The sequence below is a fragment of the Cupriavidus sp. D39 genome (assembly GCF_026627925.1).
Taxonomy (GTDB): Bacteria; Pseudomonadota; Gammaproteobacteria; order Burkholderiales; family Burkholderiaceae; genus Cupriavidus; species Cupriavidus ulmosensis.
Genome location: NZ_JAPNLE010000009.1, coordinates 523,454 through 546,894, shown reverse-complemented (window position 1 = coordinate 546,894; position 23,441 = coordinate 523,454). Strand labels below are relative to the sequence as shown.

The 23,441-nt window shown below is 62.0% G+C and carries 16 protein-coding genes and 6 pseudogenes; 17 read left to right on the top strand and 5 right to left on the bottom strand.

Annotation, left to right across the window (positions count from 1 at the left end; translation table 11 throughout):
• From OMK73_RS14095 to OMK73_RS14085, 3 genes are read left to right on the top strand one after another with little or no spacing between them, the layout of a single operon-like run.
• Positions 1–819 (top strand): F0F1 ATP synthase subunit delta, encoded by an 819-nt coding sequence (locus OMK73_RS14095; RefSeq protein WP_267602600.1) that lies wholly within the window; start codon positions 1–3, stop codon positions 817–819.
• Positions 816–2,435, top strand: coding sequence for an alternate F1F0 ATPase, F1 subunit alpha (locus OMK73_RS14090; protein WP_267602599.1), 1,620 nt, complete (start codon positions 816–818; stop codon positions 2,433–2,435). The genes OMK73_RS14095 and OMK73_RS14090 overlap by 4 nt, the downstream gene beginning before the upstream one ends.
• Positions 2,432–3,394, top strand: a complete 963-nt coding sequence (locus OMK73_RS14085) for a F0F1 ATP synthase subunit gamma (RefSeq protein ID WP_267602598.1) — start codon at positions 2,432–2,434, stop codon at positions 3,392–3,394. Before OMK73_RS14090 ends, OMK73_RS14085 begins: the two co-directional genes overlap by 4 nt.
• On the opposite strand, the gene OMK73_RS14080 is transcribed toward OMK73_RS14085, so the two are convergent.
• The gene (locus tag OMK73_RS14080) at positions 3,325–4,371 is read right to left on the bottom strand and encodes a zinc-dependent alcohol dehydrogenase family protein (protein ID WP_267602597.1); all 1,047 of its coding nucleotides are present in this window, start codon (positions 4,369–4,371) and stop codon (positions 3,325–3,327) included. The genes OMK73_RS14085 and OMK73_RS14080 overlap by 70 nt on opposite strands.
• 422 nt (positions 4,372–4,793) lie before the next feature.
• On the opposite strand from OMK73_RS14080, the pseudogene OMK73_RS14075 reads away from it, so the two are divergent.
• The 12 genes and pseudogenes from OMK73_RS14075 to OMK73_RS14020 all read left to right on the top strand — a co-directional run bounded on the left by OMK73_RS14075 (position 4,794) and on the right by OMK73_RS14020 (position 16,988).
• Positions 4,794–6,440 (top strand): annotated as a pseudogene (locus OMK73_RS14075) (acyl-CoA synthetase).
• Between the two features lie 24 nt (positions 6,441–6,464).
• Positions 6,465–8,252: an acyl-CoA dehydrogenase gene (locus tag OMK73_RS14070; RefSeq protein ID WP_267602596.1), complete on the top strand. Its 1,788-nt coding sequence runs from the start codon at positions 6,465–6,467 to the stop codon at positions 8,250–8,252.
• A 48-nt stretch (positions 8,253–8,300) separates the two neighbouring features.
• Positions 8,301–9,053, top strand: a complete 753-nt coding sequence (locus OMK73_RS14065) for an acetate uptake transporter (protein ID WP_267602595.1) — start codon at positions 8,301–8,303, stop codon at positions 9,051–9,053.
• A 10-nt stretch (positions 9,054–9,063) separates the two neighbouring features.
• Positions 9,064–9,280: pseudogene (locus tag OMK73_RS14060) on the top strand (MaoC/PaaZ C-terminal domain-containing protein); the annotation flags it as partial.
• Positions 9,281–9,334: 54 nt separating this feature from the next.
• Positions 9,335–9,751: a phasin family protein gene (locus tag OMK73_RS14055; protein WP_267606371.1), complete on the top strand. Its 417-nt coding sequence runs from the start codon at positions 9,335–9,337 to the stop codon at positions 9,749–9,751.
• 59 nt (positions 9,752–9,810) lie between these two features.
• Positions 9,811–11,529, top strand: coding sequence for a PHA/PHB synthase family protein (locus tag OMK73_RS14050; protein ID WP_267602594.1), 1,719 nt, complete (start codon positions 9,811–9,813; stop codon positions 11,527–11,529).
• A gap of 273 nt (positions 11,530–11,802) precedes the next feature.
• Entirely contained in the window at positions 11,803–12,507 is a 705-nt protein-coding gene (locus tag OMK73_RS14045) for a c-type cytochrome (RefSeq protein WP_267602593.1), read from the top strand.
• A 5-nt stretch (positions 12,508–12,512) separates the two neighbouring features.
• Positions 12,513–13,807 (top strand): annotated as a pseudogene (locus OMK73_RS14040) (c-type cytochrome).
• Between the two features lie 8 nt (positions 13,808–13,815).
• Positions 13,816–13,992: a hypothetical protein gene (locus OMK73_RS14035; RefSeq protein WP_267602592.1), complete on the top strand. Its 177-nt coding sequence runs from the start codon at positions 13,816–13,818 to the stop codon at positions 13,990–13,992.
• Positions 13,989–14,573: a cytochrome C oxidase subunit II gene (locus tag OMK73_RS14030; RefSeq protein WP_267602591.1), complete on the top strand. Its 585-nt coding sequence runs from the start codon at positions 13,989–13,991 to the stop codon at positions 14,571–14,573. The genes OMK73_RS14035 and OMK73_RS14030 overlap by 4 nt, the downstream gene beginning before the upstream one ends.
• Positions 14,560–16,179, top strand: a complete 1,620-nt coding sequence (locus OMK73_RS14025; protein ID WP_267602590.1) for a cbb3-type cytochrome c oxidase subunit I — start codon at positions 14,560–14,562, stop codon at positions 16,177–16,179. The genes OMK73_RS14030 and OMK73_RS14025 overlap by 14 nt, the downstream gene beginning before the upstream one ends.
• Positions 16,176–16,988, top strand: a complete 813-nt coding sequence (locus OMK73_RS14020) for a c-type cytochrome (RefSeq protein WP_324291729.1) — start codon at positions 16,176–16,178, stop codon at positions 16,986–16,988. The genes OMK73_RS14025 and OMK73_RS14020 overlap by 4 nt, the downstream gene beginning before the upstream one ends.
• Before the next feature lie 191 nt (positions 16,989–17,179).
• On the opposite strand, the gene OMK73_RS14015 is transcribed toward OMK73_RS14020, so the two are convergent.
• The 4 genes and pseudogenes from OMK73_RS14015 to OMK73_RS14000 all read right to left on the bottom strand — a co-directional run.
• On the bottom strand, positions 17,180–17,506 hold the full coding sequence (locus OMK73_RS14015) for a hypothetical protein (protein ID WP_267602589.1): 327 nt from the start codon (positions 17,504–17,506) through the stop codon (positions 17,180–17,182).
• Between the two features lie 346 nt (positions 17,507–17,852).
• A pseudogene (locus tag OMK73_RS14010) lies at positions 17,853–19,297 on the bottom strand (ISNCY family transposase).
• A 156-nt stretch (positions 19,298–19,453) separates the two neighbouring features.
• On the bottom strand, positions 19,454–20,938 hold the full coding sequence (locus OMK73_RS14005) for an ISNCY family transposase (protein WP_267602588.1): 1,485 nt from the start codon (positions 20,936–20,938) through the stop codon (positions 19,454–19,456).
• A gap of 356 nt (positions 20,939–21,294) precedes the next feature.
• Positions 21,295–21,569: pseudogene (locus OMK73_RS14000) on the bottom strand (methyl-accepting chemotaxis protein); the annotation flags it as partial.
• Between the two features lie 565 nt (positions 21,570–22,134).
• Here OMK73_RS14000 and OMK73_RS13995 point away from each other — a divergent pair.
• Positions 22,135–22,830 (top strand): LacI family DNA-binding transcriptional regulator, encoded by a 696-nt coding sequence (locus OMK73_RS13995; RefSeq protein ID WP_267602587.1) that lies wholly within the window; start codon positions 22,135–22,137, stop codon positions 22,828–22,830.
• Positions 22,725–23,139: pseudogene (locus OMK73_RS13990) on the top strand (LacI family DNA-binding transcriptional regulator). Before OMK73_RS13995 ends, OMK73_RS13990 begins: the two are co-directional and overlap by 106 nt.
• The last annotated feature ends 302 nt before the right edge of the window (positions 23,140–23,441 follow it).

Genomic DNA, 23,441 nt, shown 5'->3' with positions numbered 1-23,441 from the left:
ATGCTGATCGACTGGTTCACCGTTGGCGCGCAGGCGCTTAACTTCGTCATCCTGGTCTGGCTGCTGAAGCGGTTTCTCTACCAGCCGGTGCTCGATGCCATCGACGCACGGGAGGGCCGGATCGCCAGGCAGATCGCCGACGCCAATGCGAAAGAGGCCGGCGCGCAAGCGCAGCGCGATGCGTTCCAGCAGCGCAGCGAAGCGTTCGACCGCGAGCGCGCCGCACTGATGGAGCAAGCCACCAGCGATGCCGAGGCCGAACGGCAGCGCCTGCTCGATGCCGCGCGCAAGGCGGCGGACGACCTCAGCGCGAAGCGGCGGGATGCGCTGCGCAGCGAGGCTGTGCGACTGGACCGGGCTCTCGGCGACCAGGCCCGGCGCGAGGTGTTTGCCATCGCGCGCCGGGCGCTCGCGGATCTCGCCTCAGGGAGCCTTGAGGAGCGCATGGCAGACGTCTTCGTACGGCGCTTGCACGCGCTCGATGCGCCGGTGAAAGCCAGCCTAGCCGCCGTAATCAGGATGCCGGCTGCGCACGCCGTGGTGCGCAGCGCGTTCGCGTTACCGGACGCACAGCGCGCGGCCATCCAGTCGGCGCTAGACGAAATCCTGGGGGCCAGCCTCCCGGTGCGGTTCGACACCGCCTCCGAACTCGTGGGCGGAATCGAACTCGTCGCGGGCGGCCAGAAGGTCGCCTGGAGCATCGATCACTATCTCAGCTCGCTGGAGCACGCCGTGAGCGAGTTGCTGAACCCGGAGGACGCGGTTTTGCAAGCAGAGCACGCCGAGGCCGGGCCGAAGCGCACGGCGACCGAACCATGAGCGCTGCTCCCACGCCCTCTCAAGCCGCTATCGAGCGCGCGTTTGCCGCGATGCGCGAGGCGCGGTGCAAGTTCGCGCCGGCACTGCTACCGGAGGAAGTGGGCACGATCATCAGCGTGGCGACCGGTGTCGCCCAGGTCTCGGGCATTCCAGGTGTCGGCTTTGACGAACTGGTGCGCTTCCCGGGAGACGTGTTCGGCATCGCGTTCAACGTCGACCAGGACCAGGTCGGTGTCGTGCTGCTTGATGACTATTGGCGGCTGAGCGCGGGCGATCAGGTTCGGCGCACTGGCCGTGTCATGGATGTGGCCGTTGGAGAGGGTCTCCTGGGGCGCGTGGTCGACCCGCTTGGCCGCCCGCTCGATGGCCTGGGGCCACCGGCGTCCAGCGCGCGGCTGCCGATCGAGCGGCCGGCCGCGGCCATCATGGAGCGCGCTGCCGTCAGGGTGCCGCTGCAAACCGGCGTGAAGGTCATCGACGCGCTGCTCCCGATCGGGCGCGGCCAGCGTGAACTGATCCTCGGCGATCGCCAGACCGGCAAGACCGCCATCGCCATCGACACCATCCTGAACCAGCGTGGCCAGGGCGTCGTATGCGTGTATTGCGCAATCGGCCAACGTGCCTCCGCTGTCGCGAAGGCCGTGGCGACCCTGCGCGCCCAGGGCGCGATGGCGTACACTATCGTGGTCGTTACCGAAGGCAATCAACCGCCCGGGCTGGCCTACATCGCGCCGTATGCGGCCACCAGCATCGCGGAGTACTTCATGGAAGGCGGACGGGACGTGCTGATCGTCTACGACGATCTCACCCAGCACGCCCGCGCTTACCGGGAGCTTTCGCTGCTGCTGCGTCGGCCGCCGGGCCGCGAAGCCTTTCCGGGCGACATCTTCTACATCCATTCGCGCCTGCTGGAGCGGGCCACGCATCTGAGCGCCGAGCGTGGAGGCGGATCGCTGACCGCGCTGCCGATCATCGAGACCGAGGCGCAGGATATGTCGGCCTATATCCCGACCAACCTGATTTCCATCACCGACGGGCAGGTCTATCTGTCGCCCACGCTGTTCGAACTGGGTGTGCTGCCCGCCGTGGACGTCGGCAAGTCCGTGTCACGCGTCGGCGGCAAGGCGCAGCGCGGCAGCTTTCGTGCCGTGGCGGCAGACCTCAAGCTTGCCTACGCGCAATTCGAGGAACTCGAGACGTTCTCCAGGTTCGGTGCCCGGCTCGATGACGACAGCCGCCAATCCATTGCGCACGGACAGCGCATCCGTGCCTGCCTTCAGCAGCCGCAATCGGATCCGGTCCCGGTGCCCGCGCAAATTGCCATCCTGCGGGCATTGACGGCGGGCCTCTTCGATACCGTGCCGCTGGAGCGGATGCCGGAGGCCGAGCGTGCCGTTCGAGCAGCGGCGGGCAGCATCCTACTCGCGGTAGCTGCCCGCTTCGAGGACGCGGGCAAGCCGAGCGAGGAGGACGGGCAGGCGGTCATCGCGCTTGCGCGCGCCGCCCTCGCGCAGTTACAGGCCGGCGCGCAGGCTGACATTGCAATCGAGCCACCAGCTCAACGCATCGCAGCGGTGAACGCTGCGAATCCCGCCGCATCGGGGGCTCAGACATGAGTGAATCGACGGCCATGCTGCAGCATCAGATCGGCAGCGCCTCGGACCTGCAATCCGTCGTGCGGACCATGCGCGCGCTGGCGGCTTCCAGCATCAGCCAGTACGAGCGGTCCGTGCTGGCGCTGGCCGATTACCGCCTTGCGGTGAACCTGGGCCTGGGTGCATGCCTTCGGCTGGTTGAATCCACCACATCGACACGGCTGGACGGCCGGCCCGCAGCCACGGGAGCCGTCGGTGCCATCGTGTTCGGCTCCGACCAGGGTCTGGTGGGTCAGTTCAACGAGGTGATCGTCGATCACGTGCTCAAGACGCTGCTGCCACTGCCTGGCAAGCGAGCGGTCTGGGCTGTCGGCGAGCGGGTTCGTGCACGTCTGGTGGAGGCGGGCGTCGCCGTGACGGGCACCTATGCGGTACCGAATTCGATCGAGGCCATCGCCCCGCTCGTCGACCGGCTCCAGGTCGATACGGAAACGCACCGAAGCCAGGGGTCGCAACCACGTATCCACGTCTTCTATAACCGGCCGAAGCCAGGAGGCCTCTACCAGCCGGGGGACCAGCGCCTGCTGCCGCTTGACGCGCAATGGGAAGCGGACCTGGTGGCGCCGCGCTGGCCAACGCCGAACCCGCCCGAAGTGATGGGCCGCGGCACCACGGCGCTGCGCGCACTGATCCGCGAGCACCTCTTCATCTCCCTGTTCCGTGCTTGCGCCGAATCGCTGGCGAGCGAGAACGCCAGCCGCCTGGCGGCGATGGAACGTGCCGACAAGAACATCGACGAGCTGCTCGCCAGCCTTCGCGGCAGGTTTCAACGCCAGCGTCAAGGTTCGATCGACGAGGAACTGTTCGATGTGACGGCCGGGTACGAAGCATTGTCGAATGGAGAGCCCGTTCACGGCCGCCAGGCCTCGATGATTACCTTGAGCGCTCGTGTGTCCGCGGCGTTTCCGAAAGTCTCGTAGGCATCCAAGATTTGATCGAGCTTGAAGCGATGCGTGATCAGGAGCTTCGGGTCAATCTTGTGGGACCGCACGGTGCTTAGCAGCATTGGCGTGCTGATGGTGTCGACAAGCCGCGTAGTGATGGTGATGTTGCGATCCCACAAGTGTTCCAGATGGAGATCCACCTTCTTCCCGTGCACGCCGATATTGGCGATGGTGCCACCCGGCGCGATTATGTCTTCGCACAGTTCGAAGGTCGCTGGAATGCCGACAGCCTCGATAGCGGTGTCCACGCCACGCTCGCCCGTTAGCTTCCTCACCATTTCCCTGGCCTTGCCGCCGGTGCCGTTGACCACGGCTGACGCGCCGAAGCGCTTCGCCACCTCCAGGCGGTGTTCGTCGAGATCGATCATGATGATCTCGGCCGGCGAGTAGAACTGGGCGGTGAGCAGGGCGGCCAACCCGATTGGCCCGGCACCAATGATGGCCACGGTACTTCCGGGCTGGACCTTCCCATTGAGAACGCCGCACTCGAAGCCAGTGGGCAGGATGTCGCTCAGCATTACGAGGGCCTCTTCGTCCGCGTTGTCCGGGATGCGATATAGGCTCGTATCCGCATAGGGGATGCGGACGAATTCAGCCTGCGTGCCGTCGATGGTATTTCCGAGGATCCAGCCGCCGCTGGTGCAATGCGAGTACATGAGCTTGCGGCAATAGGTGCACTTGCCGCAGGCGCTGATGCAGGAGATCAAGACCCGGTCTCCGACCTTGAATGCTTCGACGGCCGGGCCGGCCTCCTCGACCACGCCCACGCCCTCATGACCCAGGACGCGGCCCGGCAGACAGCTTGGAACGTCGCCCTTGAGAATGTGCAAGTCCGTGCCGCAGATTGTCGTCTTGCTGATCCGGACCACCGCGTCGGTGGGCGCCATGATGGTGGGCTTCGGCCGATCCTCCAGCGCTTTCTTCGCCGGGCCGAGATAGACAAGTGCTTTCATTCTTCGATCCTGATCATGTTGGTCCTGGCGCGGACGGCCGACGGGGATGGTTCCGCGCGCGACCTTTGCGAGCACCAGCGAACCGACGGTTCGGGCACAGCCGACACGGTGCCTGCAACTTGCCTGCAACGGAGATGGAAGTCGGTACGCTGCCGTACCGGTTTTCATGAGAACCGGTACGGCAGGCACAGCGATCTTCTAGGTCGGGGTACGCGACCGTACCGATTTCCATGGCTGTTTCACGCAAGATGTTTCTGTGTCCTGGCGTGCGAAATCGCCTTGATGAAAATGGATTAAGGTGATTCAAGAGAGTCGTCAAGCCGGAAATAGAGATGGATCAATCAGACCAATTGCAGAAGCGAGGGTTGATCATTTCGGATGTACTTGCAGAAGTACAGGACGGTGACTCAGCCGGAAATCGAATGGAGACCGTTGTGACGCACATCGACCCTTTCAACTTCGGACTCGAGAAGGACAGCGCGAACTATGTTCCGCTGTCCCCCCTTAGCTTCCTGGAACGGGCTGCCTTCGTTTACCCGGACCGCATCGCCATGATTCACGGGGAATGGCGCATCACGTGGAAAGAATGCTACCGCCGCTGCCGGCGCCTGGCCTCCGCGCTCAACAAGCGCGGTGTCGGAGTTGGCGATACGGTGGCGCTGATGGCACCCAACGTGCCGGCCATGTACGAAGCGCACTTCGCGGTACCGATGATCGGTGCTGTATTGAATACCCTGAATCTTCGCCTCGACGCGGAAGCCATTGGGTTTATGCTGCAGCATGGCGAGGCGAAGGTCCTGATCACCGACCGCGAGTACTCGGCAACCATCGAGCACGTGCTTCCAATGCTCGAGGAGCGGCCGCTGGTCATCGACATCGATGACCCTGAATATCAAGGTGGGAAGCTACTCGGCGAAATGGATTATGAAGCGTTCCTCCTCGAAGGGGACGCGGACTTCGCGTGGTCGCTCCCCGCGGATGAATGGGATGCCATAGCGCTGAACTACACATCCGGCACCACCGGCAACCCGAAAGGTGTGGTCTACCACCATCGCGGCGCCTATCTCAACGCGATATCGAACATCCTGTCCTGGGGCATGCCGCACCATGCGGTGTATCTGTGAACGCTTCCCATGTTTCACTGCAATGGCTGGTGCTTTCCCTGGACCATGGCGGCCAACGCCGGCGTCAATGTGTGCCTGCGGCGGGTGGATACAAAGGCGATATTCGATGCGATCAAGCGTCACAAGGTCACGCACTTCTGTGCCGCGCCCATCGTGCACAGCATGCTGATCAATGCGCCGGAAGAGATGCGCAGCGGCATCGAGCAAAAGGTTTACGCCTTTATCGCCGGCGCCGCGCCACCGGCCTCGGTCATCGAGGGCATGGAGCGGATCGGCTTCGACATTACGCACGTCTACGGGTTGACCGAGACCTACGGCCCCGCCTCGGTATGTGCCAAGCAAGAAAGCTGGAGCGCACTGCCTCTGGAGCAGCGTGCCGAGCTCAATGGCCGCCAGGGCGTGCGGGCGCCGATGCAGGAAGGCATGACGGTCATGGATCCGACAAGCATGAAGCCCGTACCATGGGATGGCGAGACCATGGGCGAGATCATGTTCCGCGGCAACTTGACCATGAAGGGCTATCTCAAGAACCCCCATGCGACGGAGAAGGAGTTTGCCGGCGGCTGGTTCCATAGCGGCGATCTGGCGGTGGTCCACGCCGATGGCTACGTCAAGATCAAGGACCGCTCGAAGGATGTGATCATTTCGGGCGGTGAAAACATTTCCTCGCTCGAAGTGGAGGATGTCCTCTACCGCCATGCCGCCGTGATAGGCGCTGCGGTGGTGGCGCGCCCCGACGAGAAATGGGGAGAGGTTGCATGCGCCTTTATCGAACTCAAGGAGGGCGGACAGGCCACGGAGCGCGAGATCATCGACTTCTGCCGCGAACGGATGGCGCGTTTCAAAGTACCGAAGACGGTTATCTTCGGCCCATTGGCAAAGAGCGCGACCGGCAAGATTCAGAAGTTCATTTTGCGCGAACAGGTAAAGGCACTCGAGCGTTGAACCTGGCATATGAAGGACACCAAGATGACCACGTACGTGGCACCCATACGCGACATGCTTTTCGCGATGAACGAATTGGCGGGTCTGGCCGAGATCACCGCGCTGCCGGGCAACGAGGAAGCCACACCCGAGGTTGTGGAATCGATCCTCCTCGAGGCGGCGAAATTTGCGACGGAGGTGCTCGCGCCCATAAACGCCCAGGGCGGTCGCCAGGGCAGTGCGTGCACGGATGGAGTGGTAACGACAGCGGACGGATTCAAGGCGGCCTACGGCCAGTTCATCGAGAACGGCTGGAACGCCATGCCCGCGAGTCCCGACTTCGGTGGCATGGGCCTTCCTTCGCTGGTGTCCACCCCGGTGCTTGAGATGTGGAAGGCTTCCAACATGGCCTTCTCTTTGTGCCAGATGCTGACGCTGGGCGCCGTGGCGGCGATCGCGCATCATGGCTCTGCGCGGGACCAGCAACGCTACCTGCCGAAGATGGTCTCGGGCGAATGGACCGGCACCATGAATCTCACCGAGCCGCAGGCTGGCTCGGACCTCTCCGCGATCCGCACCAAGGCCGAACCCGAGGGTGACCACTACCGCATCACCGGCACGAAGATCTTCATCACCTGGGGCGAGCATGACATGGCGGAGAACATCATCCACATGGTGCTTGCACGCCTGCCCGACGCGCCCGAGGGCACGAAGGGGATTTCGCTGTTTGTCGTCCCCAAGTTCCTGGTGAAACCGGATGGCAGCCTGGGCCAGCGCAACGACCTGACGTGCGCGTCCATCGAGCACAAGATGGGCATCCACGCCAGTCCCACCGCGGTCATGGTTTTTGGGGAGAACGAGGGCGCCATCGGTTACCTTGTGGGAGAGGCGAACCGCGGCATTGGATACATGTTCACGATGATGAACCACGCCCGCCTCAACGTCGGCCTGGAAGGCGTGGCCATTTCTGAGCGTGCCTACCAGCAGGCGTTGGGCTACGCACGGGAACGCGTGCAAAGCCGCCCCATCGGGGCGACATCCGGCCCGCCCGTACCCATCATCCGGCATCCCGATGTGCGCCGCATGCTGATGAGCATGAAAGCCCGCATCGAGGCGATGCGGGCACTGGCCTATTTCACCGCCGCCCAGATGGATAAGGCGCATTCCCATCCGGATGCGACCGAACGCCAGAAGTGCCAGGCGCTGACGGATCTCCTGACACCCGTGGTCAAAGGCTGGTGCACGGAAAACGCGCTCGACATCACGTCGCTCGGCATTCAAGTGCACGGCGGGGTCGGATTCATCGAAGAGACCGGCGCCTGCCAGCATATGCGCGATGCGCGCATCACTACCATCTACGAGGGTACGACTGGCATCCAGGCCAACGACCTGATCGGGCGCAAGGTGGCGCGCGAGCGGGGTGCCACGCTGAACGTCCTGCTCGGCGAGATGAACGAGACCTTGGCTGCGCTCGAAGCTGCGGGCGGCAAGGAACTCCATGGCATCGCGGCATCCTTGCAGCGCGGCACGGTAGCGCTGGAGAAGGCAACCGACTGGCTGCTCGCGACCTACGATCGCGAGCCCGCCCGTGCGGCAGCCGGCGCGGTGCCTTACCTGATGCTATTCGGCACGGTCGTGGGAGGCTGGCTGATGGCCCGCGCCGCATTGATCGCCAAGGCGAAGCTGGCGGAGCCCGACGCAGGATCCTACCGGGCCAAGATGGTCACGGCACATTTCTATGCGGAGCACGTATTGCCGCTGGCACAGGCTTACCGCGAGGCGATTGTCAACGGTGCCAGTTCGGTACTCGCGCTGGACGAAACGCTGTTCTGACCTCGACCTGTTCACGGGAGGCAGAAGGAAGGAACGAGGTCAACGGCTATGACACCGAAGACCTCTCAATCGATGGCCGGTCGCGCTGACCGCAGAAGTGTCTGGGGAGTATCTGAAATGCATGCCTCGCCAAACGTCACAGAGACGAAAATTCTGATGTCCGACCCCACCGCGCTGGGTGTCTTCGGATTGGCCATGGTGACCTTCGTGGCGGCGTCCCAGAAGATGGGATGGACTACCGGCGTCACCTATCTCATCCCTTGGGCATTGTTCCTGGGATCCGTCGCGCAGATCTGGGCATCGTTCGTTGATTTCAAGAAGAACAACTATTTCGGCGCGATTGTGCTGGGCGCGTACGGTTTGTTCTGGATTGCAGTCGCAATGCACTGGGCGATCAGCCTAGGTTGGTTCGGCGCTGTCGGCGACAAGGCGGATCCCAGGCAGCTTGCCTTCGCCTGCTTCGGCTATACGATCTTCTCGCTGTTTATCATGGTCGCCGCGTTCGAGGCGAACAAGGTGTTCGCGGCCATCCTGGTGCTGATCAATATTCTGCTGCCCTCGCTGGGGCTGTCGATACTGGACATCCACCGAGGCTTGTTCTCCCAGCTTGCCGCCTATTCCGAACTGCTCATTTCGTTCCTGGGCTTGTACTGCGCCGGCGCCGTGTTCCTAAACACCTACTTTGGCCGGGTGCTCCTGCCGCTAGGGAAGCCTTTCGGCTTTATCGAGAAGGGCGCGGGGGGACAACGCAAGGGCGCGTTGCAAGCGGCGGATATCCCCGTCCTGCCCAAGGCCGCGTAACGCAGGAGTCATGAACGTACTCGACGGCTACGACTATGAGGATTTTGGAACCGGGCATGACCGCCACCTTCCCCAGGACGATCACGGAGGCGGACATCGTCCTGTTCGCCGCCGTCTCGGGCGACAACAACGCGGTGCACATCAACGAGGAATTCGCCCGGACCACCCAGTTCAAGGGGCGGATTGCCCATGGCATGCTGACCGCCAGCGTGATCTCGGCGGCGATCATCGCCGCTGCCAGCCTGCGAACCCGCAACGATCCCATTCAACGGGAGACAAACATGACTACCGAAACCAACCCCTTCGCCGACGTGACCAAGATGATTCAGCAATTCAAGATCCCCGGGCTTGACATGTCGCCGATCATCGAGTCGCGGCGCAAGGACATGGAAGCGCTAGCCGAGAGCAACAAGGTCGCCTATGAGGCGATGCAGGCAATGGCACAGAAGCAAACCGAGATCCTGACCCGGACCATGCAGGGAATTCAGGACTTTGCCAAGGCCCAGGCCGGCGGCGCTGGCTCGATCGACCCTGCCAAGCAGGCGGAGATGATTGGCGTGGCTTACCAGACGGCGCTGACCGATATGAAGGATCTCGCGGAGATGGCACGCAGGTCGCAGGTCGATGCGCTGGCTACCATCACGCAGCGGGCCACGCAGCATATGGAGGAGATGAAGAAGTTGATGCAGCCCAAGTAGGCCAGGCATGGACGCGCCGGCCGAGGGCCGCCACGGCACCCGACACCATGGAGAAAACAATGGCATCGCCCCACAAGGTTCCTGACGAATATATTCAGGGTTTCATCAAGTCGGGACAGAGCCTGTGGCAGGCCATGATGCTTAACCCAGCCGCACAGGTCCCCGGCTCCGGCGCTCCATCTGCGCAGTCCGGCGCCGGACCGTTCGCGGATCTGCAATTGAACTATTTCCAGCAGCAGTTCGCGCTATGGACGCGGATGATAGCCAACCTGGCCGGTCAACTGCCCGACGCGGTGGTCGCGCCCGAGCGGGGCGACCGCCGCTTCAGCGCCGTCGAATGGCGCGACAATCCCGCCTACAGCCTGCTCAAGCAAAGTTACCTGCTCAACGCCAGACTAGCCGGCGACATGGTCGAGGCCGCGGCGCTTGACGAGCCCACCAAGCAACGGCTGCGCTTCTACACGCGCCAGTTCATCGACTCGATGAGCCCGGCCAACTTCGCCGCGACCAATCCGGAGGTGATGCAACTCGCGTTCGAGACGCGTGGCGAGAGCCTGCAGGCCGGCCTCAAGAACCTGCTGGCGGACATGCGCAAAGGCGGGCTGTCGATCACCGACGAGACTGCGTTCGAGATCGGCAAGAACGTGGCAGTGTCCGAAGGCTCGGTCGTGTTCGAGAACGCGCTTTTTCAACTGATCCAGTACGCGCCGCTGACCGAACGGGTGGCAACGCGCCCGCTGCTGATCGTGCCGCCGTCCATCAACAAGTTCTACATCCTGGACTTGCAGCCAGAGAACTCGTTTGTGCGGTTCGCCGTCGAACAAGGCCACACTCTCTTTCTGGTCTCGTGGCGCAACCCCGACGCCACTTGTGGCCACATTACCTGGGATGATTACCTGAGCCAGGGCGTCATGAAAGCGATCGAGGTGGCGCTGGCCATCAGCGGCGCCGACAAACTCAACGCGCTCGGCTGGTGCGTGGGTGGCACGATCCTCTCCTGCGCGCTCGCGGTGCTGCGTGCGCGCGCAGACACCTCCGTGGCCAGCCTGACCCTGCTGACCACCATGCTCGACTTCCAGGACCCCGGCGACCTCGGCGTATTCATCGACGAGCAAGGCGTGGCATCGCGCGAGCAGGCGATCGGGCAGGGTGGCATCTACCCCGGCGCCGAACTCGGCTTCGTGTTCCAGACGCTGCGCGCCAATGACCTGATCTGGCCGAACGTCATCAACCACTACCTGAAGGGCAAGTCGCCCGAGGCATTCGACCTGCTTTACTGGAACGCCGACAGCACCAACCTGCCGGGGCCGATGTACGCCTGGTACCTGCGGAATATGTACCTCGAGAACAACCTGTGCGTGGCGGACCGGCTGACAATGTGCGGCACGCCCGTGGACCTGGGCCGTATCGATCTGCCCAGCTATGTGCTGGCGACGCAGGACGACCACATCGTGCCCTGGAAGTCCGCCTACCGAACGACGCAACTGGTCGGGGGCAAGACGCAGTTTGTGCTTGGCGCGAGCGGCCACATCGCGGGCGTTATCAATCCGGCGTCCAAGAACAAGCGCCGCTACTGGACCGGCGGTACGCTGGGCGACGATGCCGATCAATGGCTTGCCAGTGCCGAAGCGACGCCGGGTAGCTGGTGGCCCCACTGGATCAAGTGGCTCGCGCCCAAGGCAGGCAAGCCCGTCGACGCGCGCAGTCAGCTCGGAAGCAAGAAGTACGCCGTGATCGAGGCGGCGCCCGGCCGCTACGTCAAGGTGCGGGCTGAATGAGTGACGAGTGGATCTCCCGGGGCAAAGGAGGTCCATAAGGCCTCCCGGTTCCAGGACGACGTACGCCAGCGATCCTGCGCTCCACGCGATGGGCCGCCAAGCGTACATTGACTTTAACCGTCGTGACCGCCTACGCTGATAGCGCAGCAAACACAACGCAGCGCAACTCTCAGGCGGCATATTGGCGGCGTCCGGCGTCCGGCGTCCGCCTCTGCCAGCGGCAGAGGTTTCGCCAAAGGGTGACGACGTCACAATCCAATGCGAAGACCAAGAATGGCGGCTTTCCTCGCATGCCTGCTTGGCGCTCCCGGATGGGCGCTGGCACAGGCTACGGCCGAGGCTGTCCCCGCGTTCAAGCAGGTCGACTCGCTGGAGGCCAGGGTGCAGGGATGCGTGACCTGTCACGGCCAGAGCGGACAAGGCACGAGCAACGGCTACTACCCACGCATCGCCGGAAAGCCCGCGGGCTATCTCTACAATCAACTGGTGGCCTTCCGGGACGGCACGCGCAAGTACCCGCCCATGAACTACCTGGTCGCCTACTTGCCCGACGCCTACCTGCGGGAAATCGCCGACCACTTCGCCAAACAAAGGCCGCCGTTCGCGGCCCAGGAGGCCGGAACCACGGATCCCGCCACGGTGGCACGAGGCCAGGCCCTGGTACGCGCCGGCGATGCCAGCAAGAATGTCCCCGCGTGCGCGACATGCCATGGGGCCGGGCTGACCGGCATGGAGCCGGGCATTCCAGGTTTGATCGGGCTGCGTCCGACCTATATCGTGGCCCAGCTGACGCGCTGGCGGGTCGGCGACCGCCATGCCGCCGAGCCCGATTGCATGAAGCGCATCGCTACGCGGCTTTCCGATAGCGACGTCACGGCGGTAGCGGCTTGGTTGTCGCTGCAGCCCGCGCCGAAGGACCTGTCGCCCGAGTCGTCCAACCTTGTGCGCATGCCTCTGGCATGCGGCAGCCAGCGATAAGCCGTATGCGAACGAGCGCGCGTATTGGGATCGGAATCGCCGTCCTGCTGGCCGCAGCCGTGGTCGCGGTGGTCGCCGTGTACTGGTTCCGTCCCGGCAAGCTTCCTGAAAAAATGGACGTCCGGCCAGTCAATGCGACCACACGGATCATCGACAGCGGAGAGTATCTCGCCCGCGCCGGCGACTGCGTGGCCTGCCATACGGCGCCGAACGGCAAGCCCTTCGCGGGAGGCCGGGCGATGGCCACGCCGTTTGGCAGCCTCTTCGTCCCTAACATCACGCCAGACGACGAAACCGGCATTGGCCAATGGACCGCCGACGACTTCTACCGAATGATGCACACCGGCGTCTCGCGTGACGGGGCGCTGTTGTATCCCGCCATGCCGTTCGCTTCCTATACCAAAGTGACGCGGGCCGACTCGGATGCGATCTTTGCCTATCTCATGTCCGTTGCGCCGGTAAAGCAGGCCAATCGCGCGCACGAGCTGCGTTTCCCCTTCAACAAGCGCGAACTGTTGATCGGCTGGAGAACGCTGTACTTCAAGGAGGGCGAGTACGTCGCCGATCCCAAGCAATCCACGCAATGGAACCGCGGCGCGTACCTAGTACAGGGCCTGGGGCATTGCGCGATGTGCCATACGGCCATCAATATGTTGGGCGGTTCGAGCGAGTCGAAGGCGTTCGAAGGCGGCATGATCCCCAACCAGAACTGGTATGCGCCTTCACTCACCTCCAACCAGGAGGCCGGGCTAGGAAACTGGGCCATCAAGGACATCTCGGATCTCCTGCAAATAGGCGTTTCGCACCGGGCGACGGTGTACGGCCCGATGGCCGAGGTGGTCTACAACAGCCTTCAGTATCTTAGCGATGCCGACGTCGAGGCGACGGCAGTCTATCTCAAGGCACTGCCGCAAAGGGATGCCGAAACGCCTCCCACCAGCCAGGCGCGCCTGGTCGATCCGGCTGTGATGGAACTGGGCCGCAAGGTGTACGCACTGCAATGCGCTGTCTGCCACGGCGCGGAAGGCAAAGGGCAGCCGCCGGCATTTCCTCCACTGGCGGCCAATCAGTCCCTCACCATGTTGTCGCCCGTCAATTCCATTCGCATGGTGCTCAACGGCGGCTATGCGCCCGGTACCGCGAAGAACCCGCGGCCTCATGGCATGCCCCCTTCTCGCATATCCTGAACGATCAAGAGGTGTCTGCCGTAGTCACGTATATCCGTGTTGCATGGGGCAATAGCGGTACGCCCGTGACACCGGCCCAAGCCAACGATCTTCGTACGCTGCTTCCTGAGTGAGGAAAGAGATGGCCGATCCCATTGAGAGTGAGGAAGCAAGACGACTGGACGAGGAGGTCGCCCGGATCGTCAGCCGCGGCCCATCGGGAACGTTTGCGATAGCCGGCGTCGCGACCGCCATCGTGATTGCCATCTATTTCGGCTTCTATCTGTTTGTCTATCTGCCACGAGGCGCGGTTCAGTGAGAGCCGATACCAACTCCCCGGCGCCCGATGGCAGCCACCACGCGGAATTTGTCGCCGTCGCGGCAGAACGCCGCTGGGCCATCATCGTTGGGATCATCATCGCTTCCCTGGTGGCGATGATGATCATCACCAGCCTTCACTGGGCGGCCATGCCGCCGTCCAGGGTAGAGACCATCGACGTGAAAACCTTGCACATCCGTGGCGAATTCGTTGAAAGCAACTTAGGCACCGCGATGGACAATGACGGCAAGGTGATTGTCCGCGTCGTAGCCCAGCAGTACTCCTTCGTGCCGCAATGCATCGTCGTACCCGCGGACCTGCCCATTACCTTCCGCGCCACCAGCACCGACGTCGTACACGGTTTTATCGTCGGAACAACCAATGCCAACACAATGCTGATCCCGGGTTTCGTGTCGACGTTCACCACCAGGTTTCGCACTACGGGCGAGCAATTGATGCCGTGCCATGAATACTGCGGCACCGGACATGAAGCCATGTGGGGTCGCGTGCAAGTGCTACCGCGCGACGAGTTTCTCGCCAAGACGCGTACAGAAGAAAGGCTGACCTGTGTTCCTCGCTAGAAGACTCGTGCTGGCCCATTTCTGGGTCGCCTTCGTCGCCTTCCTCGGCGCGATCCTGCTTGGCGAATGGCAGATGTACATTCGCAGTCCGCTGCATGCGTGGGTCAACAACCCGGAGCACTACTATCGATCGGTGACGGCACACGGCACCGTGATGGCTTACGTGCTGCCCACGCTGGTAGCCATGGGCTTCGGCTACGCCATCACGGAACTTGCGCTGAAAAGGCCGTTGATCGGCGTGCGATGGGCCTGGGGCGGCTTTTGGCTGGTGGTGGGCGGCACCGCCATGGCAGCCGTCACCATGGCAATTGGCAAGGCGTCGATCCTGTACACGTTCTACCCGCCCATGATCGGAAGCCCGTTCTACTACCTTGGCGTCGTGCTGGTGGTCGTGGGCTCCTGGATCTGGGTGGCGCTGATGGCCATCAACCTGAGGTCTTGGAAAGACGACAATCCCGGCGCAACCGTTCCGCTGGCGATGTTTGGTAACGTTGCGGGTGCCTACCTTTGGGCCTGGACTTCGCTGGGCGCCGCCATTGAAGTGCTTGTGCTTATCCTTCCCGCATCGCTGGGCCTGACCGACACCATCAATGCGGGCCTGGCACGAGTCTTCTTTTCGTGGACGCTGCATGCCATCGTCTACTTCTGGCTGATGCCGGCGTATATCGCGTTCTATACGATCGTGCCGCGCGCGATTGGAGGACGCCTGTATAGCGATACGATGGGGCGCGTCGCATTCGTCCTCTTCCTGGTGTTCTCGATGCCCATCGGCATCCACCATCTGTTCGCCGACCCGCAGGTGGGTGCCGGGTTCAAGTTTGTGCACGCGGCGATGACCGCCATGGTGTCCGTGCCGACGCTGCTGACTGTGTTCACCATCGTCGCGTCGGTCGAGATTGCCGGTCGGCTGCGTGGTGGCAAAGGGTTGTTCGGTTGGGTCAAGGCGCTGCCTTGGGACAACCCCGTGATGCTGGCGGTGACCTTTTCCTTCATTATGCTGGGCTTCGGCGGTGCAGGGGGACTCATCAACATGAGCTACCAGCTCAACGAGACCATCCACAACACGCAGTGGGTCACCGGCCACTTTCACCTCATCTTTGCCGGGGCCATCGTCATCATGTACATGGTGGTCGCGTACGACCTATGGCCACAACTGATGCAATGCAAGCCGCTGTCAAAAGGAATTATGAAGCTGCAACTGTGGCTATGGTTCGTTGGCATGCTGGTTTTATCGCTGCCGTGGCACCTGGTGGGGCTGCTTGGCATGCCGCGGCGCATGGCTTACTACGACTACACGCATCCGGCTATCCACCCGCAGGCGTGGACAGTGACAGCATCGGCAGCGGGCGGCCTGCTGCTTGTCATTTCCGCATTTCTCTTTGTCTTCGTTCTGGCGCGAGCGCGCAAGGGCGCGGCAGTTCCCGCGCCATATACCTTCAGCGAGCCTGTCCATGCAGGTGCTCCGGCACCGGTGGCTTTGAATGGACTTGGCCTTTGGGTCGCAATGATGATTGGTCTAACCGTCGTCAACTATGGATACCCCATCGTGCAGTTGGCGTCCTTGAAGGAAGCATCCGTGCCGGTCGTACCAATCGGGAGCCGATGATGCACGAAGGCGGCATGTATGCATGGCGCAACCCGTGGTTCCGTTGGAGCCTGTTGTCCCTTTCAATCTTTACCGTACTGTCGATACTCGTAGGGTTCGTATGGCTGCCGTCCGTCCATGGCGATTTCACCGCCCAGGGAATCTGGGCCAGCATTTGCCGCGCGGCGGGCGTACCCGCCTCCTGGAGCAGCGGGGCAGCCGTGAAGGCCGGGCCCGGCTCATCCAATGTCGTACTCGAGCGAGACATGGCGCGGGCTGGCGCCAGCGACTCGATTGGCCGGGGCGCAACGCTCGCGCTTAACTGCACCATGTGCCATGGCGCGCAAGGCATAAGTATCTCGAACGCGCCCAATCTTGCCGGGCAATATCCCGAGGTGGTCATCAAGCAATTGCATGACTACAAGAGCGGCAAGCGCGCAAGTTCGATCATGGAGGCTCTGGCAACGCGTCTGCCCGACAAGGATATCGAAGACCTCGCGGCTTACTTTGCGTCCCTGCCCAAGGCAAGAACCGCCCCGACCACCTACGACGAGTCGCTCCCGCCGTTGGTGCGCGTGGGCGACCCGATGCGCAATATCGCCCCGTGCATTTCCTGCCACGGCGGCGTTGACCAGAAACTGGGCGCCCCCTGGCTGGAAGGCATGCCAAAGGAGTACCTGGTAGGACAACTCAAGGCCTTCGCGCAAGGCAATCGCCACAACGATCCAGAAGCGCAGATGCGCAACATGGTGCGTGGGATGACCACGCAGGAAATGGAAGAGGTATCGGCCTTTTACGCCCGCAAAGCCAGTCCGGCGGAAGGCAGATAGAGCCGCGGGAGAACCTGGCTTGATGGAAGCGCTCATGCTCGCGCAACCCAAACGCCATCGGCAGCCCGTGTTTCTGGCGATGGCAAACTGCATAGATTATCGATCATCAAGCACGGCGGGGCAGGTCACCAGTGACGTCCCCGCCGGAGGTCGCTCACGCGAACGGCGACCAATAACATCAAGCGAAAAAATTAATGCATCTGTTTCTTTAGATCGCTCAGTTCAGTGTGAACCGAACTTACTGCGCTCTTGACCTTGGCATCGACATTCCCGGCGCGTTCACATGCTTTTTCTGCACGATCGCCGAGTTGCTCCAGATCGTCTACAAATTGGCGCATGCGATCCTGATCGTTCGACGCCATCACTGTTTTTGCCGACGCCGACTGTTTATCAAGTCGATCAACACACTCTATGAGGTCCGTGGGGAGGGTGGCGTCGGCGTGACAGGCCTTCGAAGCGCTGTCGATGGTTTGCTCTAGATGAGTGAAACGCTTCTGGATTTCGCTGGATTGAAGCATGATGACACTCCTGTGTGAACGTGTGTCTAAAACGAGCCACGCGCGCGGTGGCAGCCCCGTGCGCTTGAGCTAGTTGGTATAGCGCCGCATCGGCGTTATGGAGCCGGCCGCGGAGTGGCAGGGTTTTCATTATAGGGCTTGCCGCTGCGCGGTAGACCTAGTTTGGCGCGGCATGGAAGCGAACGGTTGTCCTTCCAGACGTTATACGTGTGTCCGGCAGAAGCCAAGTGATCGGCCCGACGCCACACCTCGTCGTGATCGTGTTGAAGGGCAAAGACTACAGAGCGCAGCGCAGCACAAATCGTCGTCGGCGTCCCGGGCCGGCGGGAGTGGCCAAAAGCAGGGATCAACGCAGCCCTCCAAGGTGATCACGGGGGGATCGAGCGATAAACCGATTTTGCACCCGCGTCCATCCGGCTTTGAAGGCTGTTCCGAGCACAGCATGCAAGTCGGTGGCGCTGAGCTGTCGCTGAGGCTTCTTGCCCGGGCCTGCCTTGTGAGGCCGCGGTGGTGTGCCTGCATTGGTTCTGGGGGGGCGCCGGCGCTGCGCCGGCTATCCCGCTTGGCCTGCATCTCCTGCGCCACGCGCAGTTCGTGACCGAGACGCTTGTTCTCGACGATCGCGCCTTGGACAATCTCTGACAGACGGTCATAGGTGGTGTAGGGCCGGGTAGCGCCATCGGCCCAGATCTCGATGCGCCCATCCGGGTACTCTGCCACTTCGATATAGCGATGAATCAGGCGGCGATGGTCGGGCTGGTCTGCCAGCAAATATAGCGTCTTATCGTACTGCAGCGTCAGGCTCTGTGACACCTTGCGCCACTTGCGCCAGGTAAAGATTCGCTCCAGGTCCTCATCGGCTCGCACTGCGCGATGCGCATCAAAGTCGCTTCTGGGCGGCTTGGCAAAGCGCCCATTGAAGTCGACCACGAAGGCTGGTACGAAGGCGTTGGCGTCCGCCTGAGACGAGATACCACGCAGCCGCAGTTCCTTGACCAGCCGGTCCTGCAGGGTGCTATTCATCCGTTCCACGCGGCCCTTGGCCTGACTGCTGTTGGCGCAAAGGATGTCGATGTTCAGCTCGATCAGCGCGCGCCCAAACTGCGTGTAGCCGTCACCCCCGGTGGCATTCGGCTGATTGACCCGGAAGATGCCGGCCTTGTCGCTGTAGAACGCGACCGGCTTGCCGTGGCACTCAAGGTAAGCCCGTGTCGCCTCGAAATATGCAAAGGCCGATTCGGTTGGCACGAAGCGCAACGCCATCAGTTGGCTGGTGGCGTCGTCGACGTAGACCAGCAACGTGCGAGGCGACGAGCGATCCTCGAACCAGGCGTGGTCGCTGCCATCGATCTGGATCAGTTCGCCCAAACAGGCGCGCCGATTCCTTGACTGGTGGACCTTGGGCGGGCGCAGCCGGCGCGGCACCCAAAAACCCGCGTCAATCATGAGGCGCCGCACGGTCTCCTTGGCCAGCGCGATGCCATGGCGTTCACGCAGCTTCTCGCAGGCCAGGGTTGGACCGAAGTCGGCATAGTTGTCGCGGATCAGGCCGAGCGCGCGCGCCGCAAGGCCCGGCGGTGTCCGGTTGTTCGCCAGTTGACCCTGGTGGCGATTGAGCAAGCCGGCGGCGCCGTCCTGTTGGTACCGCCGCAGCAGGCGCAAGGTCTGGCGAGGGGTCAGTCCGAGTCTGGATGCCGCAATCCCGGTCTTGAGATAGGCGTCGGCCAGCGCCTGGATGACCTTGAGCCGGTCAATCTGCCGCATCGTCATGGTAATGGCTCCTGCTGGCATGACGGGCTCCGTGGCGCTGGAAGCCGTCAAGCTTACGCTGGCCAAACTCGGACATTTGAGCTTAGCCAAAAGCAGACATTACCGCTTAGCCGCTACAAGTGTTTTGTCCAGGCTAAATTCAAATGTCCGCCCAGTGGCTAGATCAGAATGTCCGGTTTAATGCAGGATGGTTTTGGTTCTTTTGCGTCTTTTTCTTGGCTGTTTCCGTAAGGCAGTCGAGCTGGCCTGAGGCGGTAAGGTATCTACAGGGTGGGGCGGTTGCGCCAGTTCATCGATGGCGCGACGCAAGTCTTCCGCATTCAGCTGCCGTTGTGGTTTCGTGCCCGGGGTCGCCTGTTCGGGCCGTTGCCGCGGTTTTAGACCGGTCAGCGTGCGCGATGGTGTCGCTAGGATGCGACGATTGTCGCGCTGGGCCTGCACGCGCTGGGCGATCTCCAGCACATGTCCCAGCCGCTTGTTTTCCACCACCGCACCCTGATTGATCTCGGACAGCCGGTCATAGAGGACGTAGGGCAGGGAAGTCCCGTCGGCCCACAACTCGATGCGGCCGTCCGGATACTCGGCCACTTCGATGTAGCGATGAATCAAGGAGCGCTGCTCGGGTTGGTCCGTGATGAGGTACAGCTTGCGGTCGTATTGCAGCGTCAGTCGGTTGGAGACTTTGCGCCATTCACGCCAGGTATAGATGCGCTCGAGGTCCTCGTCGGGCCGCACGGGACGGTGCGCGTTGAAGTCGCTTCTTGGCATCTTGGCGAACCGCACATTGAAGTCCGCCAGGAAGACCGGGGCAAAGGCATTGGCCTCGGCCAGCGTCGAGATGCCGCGCTGGCGCAGCTCCTTGACCAGCCGGTCCTGCAGCGTGCCATTCATTCGCTCCACACGGCCCTTGGCCTGACTGCTGTTGGCGCACAGGCTCTCGATGTTCAGCTCGTACAGCACGCGCCCGAACTGCGTATAGTCCCGCCCAGTCGTGACACCTTTGGCATTGACCCGAAAGATACTGGCCTTGTCGCTGTAGAACGCCACCGGCTTGCCATGGCGCTCAATATAGGCCCGCGTCGCGGCAAAATAGGCGAAAGTCGATTCGGTCGGCACGAACAGCAACTGCATCAGGCGGCTGGTGGCATCGTCGACATAGACCAGCAGCGTGCACATGGGCGCCCGCTCCTCGAACCACGCGTGCTCGCTACCATCGATCTGCACCAGTTCACCCAGGCAGGCGCGGCGCTTGCGCGGCTGGTGCATCTTGGGCGGGCGCAGCTTCCTGGGGACCCAGAAGCCGGCGTCAATCATGATCCGGCGCACCGTCTCCTTGGCCAGCGCGATGCCATGGCGCTCGCGCAGCTTCTCGCAGGCGAGCGTGGGGCCGTAATCGGCGTAATGCTGCTGGATTAGCGCGCGTGCCTGCGCTTCGAGCATCCGTGGCAGTTGGCGATGGCCTGGCTGCCCACGCTGGCGCGACAGCAAGCCCATAGGGCCATCGGCTCGCCAGCGCTGGACCAGCCGCCGGACTTGCCGCGCCGTCAAATCCAGGCGCTCTGCGGCGCGCCATTGCGCCAGGAGGCCCTCGGCCGTTGCCTGAATGACCTTGAAGCGGTCAACTTCGCGCAGACTCATGGTGATCAACCCTCGATCCTTCATGGCGCGCTCCCGTCCAACCCCGGCGCTACCAGTATAGGTCTATCTAGAGGACATTCTGATGTGGCTGGAAGCGGACATTCTGATTTGGCCTTTACACCCTAAAAAACGCATAATTATCGTTATGTTAAATGATAGCGGCTTGGAATAGCGCCAAAACAAGGCCCGGCAGGATGATCTTCCACATTGGGCGGCTCGAGTGTCTACTGCCCGCTGCGGCTTCCGTTCTCGTGCCAACCCTCACAGGACGTATCGCTCCATTCCACGGCGATTGCACTGCCACCGGCAATTGCCATCAATGTGGTCGTTGAAAATGCGTAGATAGCGATTTTCCTAACGCATTCGGCTTTGCGATTTGCATTGGTCTGGAGCGCGATGCTGTCGATGACGCCGATGATGTCGGCAATCTCGTTGGAACTGTCGTTGATGCCCGTCATCGTTTCCACGACCTGCCCCACCACCCGCCCCCTTCCAGGGCAACCGTCGAGGCGCCAAGCGCAAGTTGATTGGCCAGCCCGGCCTTGTCCGCATTCTGTTTGACGGTCGTGCCAAGTTGCTCCATTGAAGCCGAGGTCTGTTCGAGCGCACTGGCGTGCTCTTCGGTGCGCTGGCTCCGATCTTGATTACCCTGTGCGCCAAGTTCCCAACTGATGGAACGCACCGGCCGGTGGCCGAACAGCATGGCAACGCCCACGCCTGGACTGATGCAGGCGATGAACACCTGCAGCAGTGTGACGAAACGCAGACCAAGGAAGCCGATGACAACAAGGAACCCTGAAAGCACACCAACCAGCATCGTCAATCGGGTCGATACCTTCAGGTGATTCATGTTCATCTTCTCTTCTGATCGTCTTATTTGCAGGGAGACCACAATCCGGCTGCACACCCGTTGCTACCAGCAATGTTTCGCAATGTACTGCAATCGATTGTATTTCGCAACTGGCGTTGGTTGCTAGCTGCGATGAGGGTTGCCAGCTCTGTAACCTCGCCTGATTGCGTTTTTGGATGGGCTTGATACAATCGGTTGTCAGACGTCGTGGGACTTCCCGGGCCCGTGTACGACGACCGTTGCCACAATCCAAGTCCGTTTCGGTCGTTTGTCCGCGCAACGGATAGTCCCTCCACCATCCATACTGAACCGGGGCAGACCTGTCATGAAGGGAAAAACACCTCAATCTGGCAGTCAGCGGCCAGTTACCATGAAACAAGTCGCCGAACTTGCCGGCGTCCATGTGTCAACGGTTTCGCGCGCTCTGAATCCTGCAACACGTTCGGTCGTCTTGCCCGAAGCCGTAACAAGAGTCATGAAAGCCGCCAGCAAGCTCGGATACCGACTGGATCCCGTAGCAGCAAGTTTGCGAACCGGACGTTCGAAACTGATCGGCATTCTGATTCCCCAGATCGCGACGAGCGTGTTCACTCCAATCCTTGCCGGCGCAACCGAACGTCTTGCCGCGCATGGCTACTCCGCGATCGTCGCTTACATAGGGACGGAGTGCGAAGCCCAACTTGAATTTGTACATGGCCTCATCGCGCGGCGCGTTGACGGGCTCATACTCGCCACAGTGACGCGTCACGATCCGCTGGTATCGTTTTGTATCGAAAAAGGCGTGCCCACGGTGCTGGTAAACCGAACGGAAGACGATGCAAGATTGTCGGCTGTCGTTTCGGACGAGATGCTCGGCGCCCAGTTGGCCGTTGACCATCTCATTGAGCTGGGGCATGTGAAGATCGGCCATATAGGCGGCCCCCCGATCATTCAACCGGTTTCCTCAGACGCAAAGGCTTCTTGCAGGCACTCGCATCACATGGTCTGGATAGCAAGGGAGCTCCTTGCGAGGTGGCCGCGGCCTATACACGGGAACATGGAAGGGAAGCAGCGAGCCGGTTGTTGAGTCAGAACACGGAAGTGTCGGCGATCGTCGCTGCCAACGACTTGATTGCGCTCGGCGTATACGACGCATTGCGCGAACGCGGGTTGCAATGTCCGCGTGACTTGTCGGTGGTTGGGCACAACGATATGCCGCTGGTCGACATGGTCGCCCCCTCTAACGACCATTCGTATCAGCCATCAGGAAATGGGGCGCCAGGTGGCTGATCTTCTTCAGCAGGCCATTGACGTTCGGGACCAACCGGTACGTAACGTGGTGCTGCCCCCGAAACTCATCGTCAGAGGCTCGACCGCATCTCCTCGCAAGCGCTGACCTGCGATTGCCCCTTCCCCAGCAAGGCTGACCAGGCGCCATCCCGGAATCCAACTGGTCGGGCGAATCGCGGCAAAACGCTGCCGCTAGCCCGATTCAACGCCCCCCCAAAGTCCAACTGAAATAAGCGCGTATCGCTCCCCGCGCCGGGAAACGCGCTCGCTCGCTGGGCGTCGCTCCTGCATTTCGCCGAAGCCAATCAATCTGGAAGTGCCCTGAAGTCAAAAATCTCTTGACTGTCTCACCGCACCGTCCATAATGCAATCGATTGCTGCAAACGATTGCACGAGATTGAGAAGCTA

What these genes read in the sequence shown, in the direction of transcription:
- OMK73_RS14015 (WP_267602589.1), bottom strand. Translation starts at nt 17,506, where the DNA reads ATGCTTCAATCCAGCGAAATCCAGAAGCGTTTCACTCATCTAGAGCAA.
- OMK73_RS14065 (WP_267602595.1), top strand. Translation starts at nt 8,301, where the DNA reads ATGACACCGAAGACCTCTCAATCGATGGCCGGTCGCGCTGACCGCAGA.
- OMK73_RS14090 (WP_267602599.1), top strand. Translation starts at nt 816, where the DNA reads ATGAGCGCTGCTCCCACGCCCTCTCAAGCCGCTATCGAGCGCGCGTTT.
- OMK73_RS14035 (WP_267602592.1), top strand. Translation starts at nt 13,816, where the DNA reads ATGGCCGATCCCATTGAGAGTGAGGAAGCAAGACGACTGGACGAGGAG.
- OMK73_RS14080 (WP_267602597.1), bottom strand. Translation starts at nt 4,371, where the DNA reads ATGAAAGCACTTGTCTATCTCGGCCCGGCGAAGAAAGCGCTGGAGGAT.
- OMK73_RS14070 (WP_267602596.1), top strand. Translation starts at nt 6,465, where the DNA reads ATGACCACGTACGTGGCACCCATACGCGACATGCTTTTCGCGATGAAC.
- OMK73_RS14085 (WP_267602598.1), top strand. Translation starts at nt 2,432, where the DNA reads ATGAGTGAATCGACGGCCATGCTGCAGCATCAGATCGGCAGCGCCTCG.
- OMK73_RS14050 (WP_267602594.1), top strand. Translation starts at nt 9,811, where the DNA reads ATGGCATCGCCCCACAAGGTTCCTGACGAATATATTCAGGGTTTCATC.
- OMK73_RS14020 (WP_324291729.1), top strand. Translation starts at nt 16,176, where the DNA reads ATGATGCACGAAGGCGGCATGTATGCATGGCGCAACCCGTGGTTCCGT.
- OMK73_RS14005 (WP_267602588.1), bottom strand. Translation starts at nt 20,938, where the DNA reads ATGAAGGATCGAGGGTTGATCACCATGAGTCTGCGCGAAGTTGACCGC.
- OMK73_RS14095 (WP_267602600.1), top strand. Translation starts at nt 1, where the DNA reads ATGCTGATCGACTGGTTCACCGTTGGCGCGCAGGCGCTTAACTTCGTC.
- OMK73_RS13995 (WP_267602587.1), top strand. Translation starts at nt 22,135, where the DNA reads ATGAAACAAGTCGCCGAACTTGCCGGCGTCCATGTGTCAACGGTTTCG.
- OMK73_RS14045 (WP_267602593.1), top strand. Translation starts at nt 11,803, where the DNA reads ATGGCGGCTTTCCTCGCATGCCTGCTTGGCGCTCCCGGATGGGCGCTG.
- OMK73_RS14055 (WP_267606371.1), top strand. Translation starts at nt 9,335, where the DNA reads ATGACTACCGAAACCAACCCCTTCGCCGACGTGACCAAGATGATTCAG.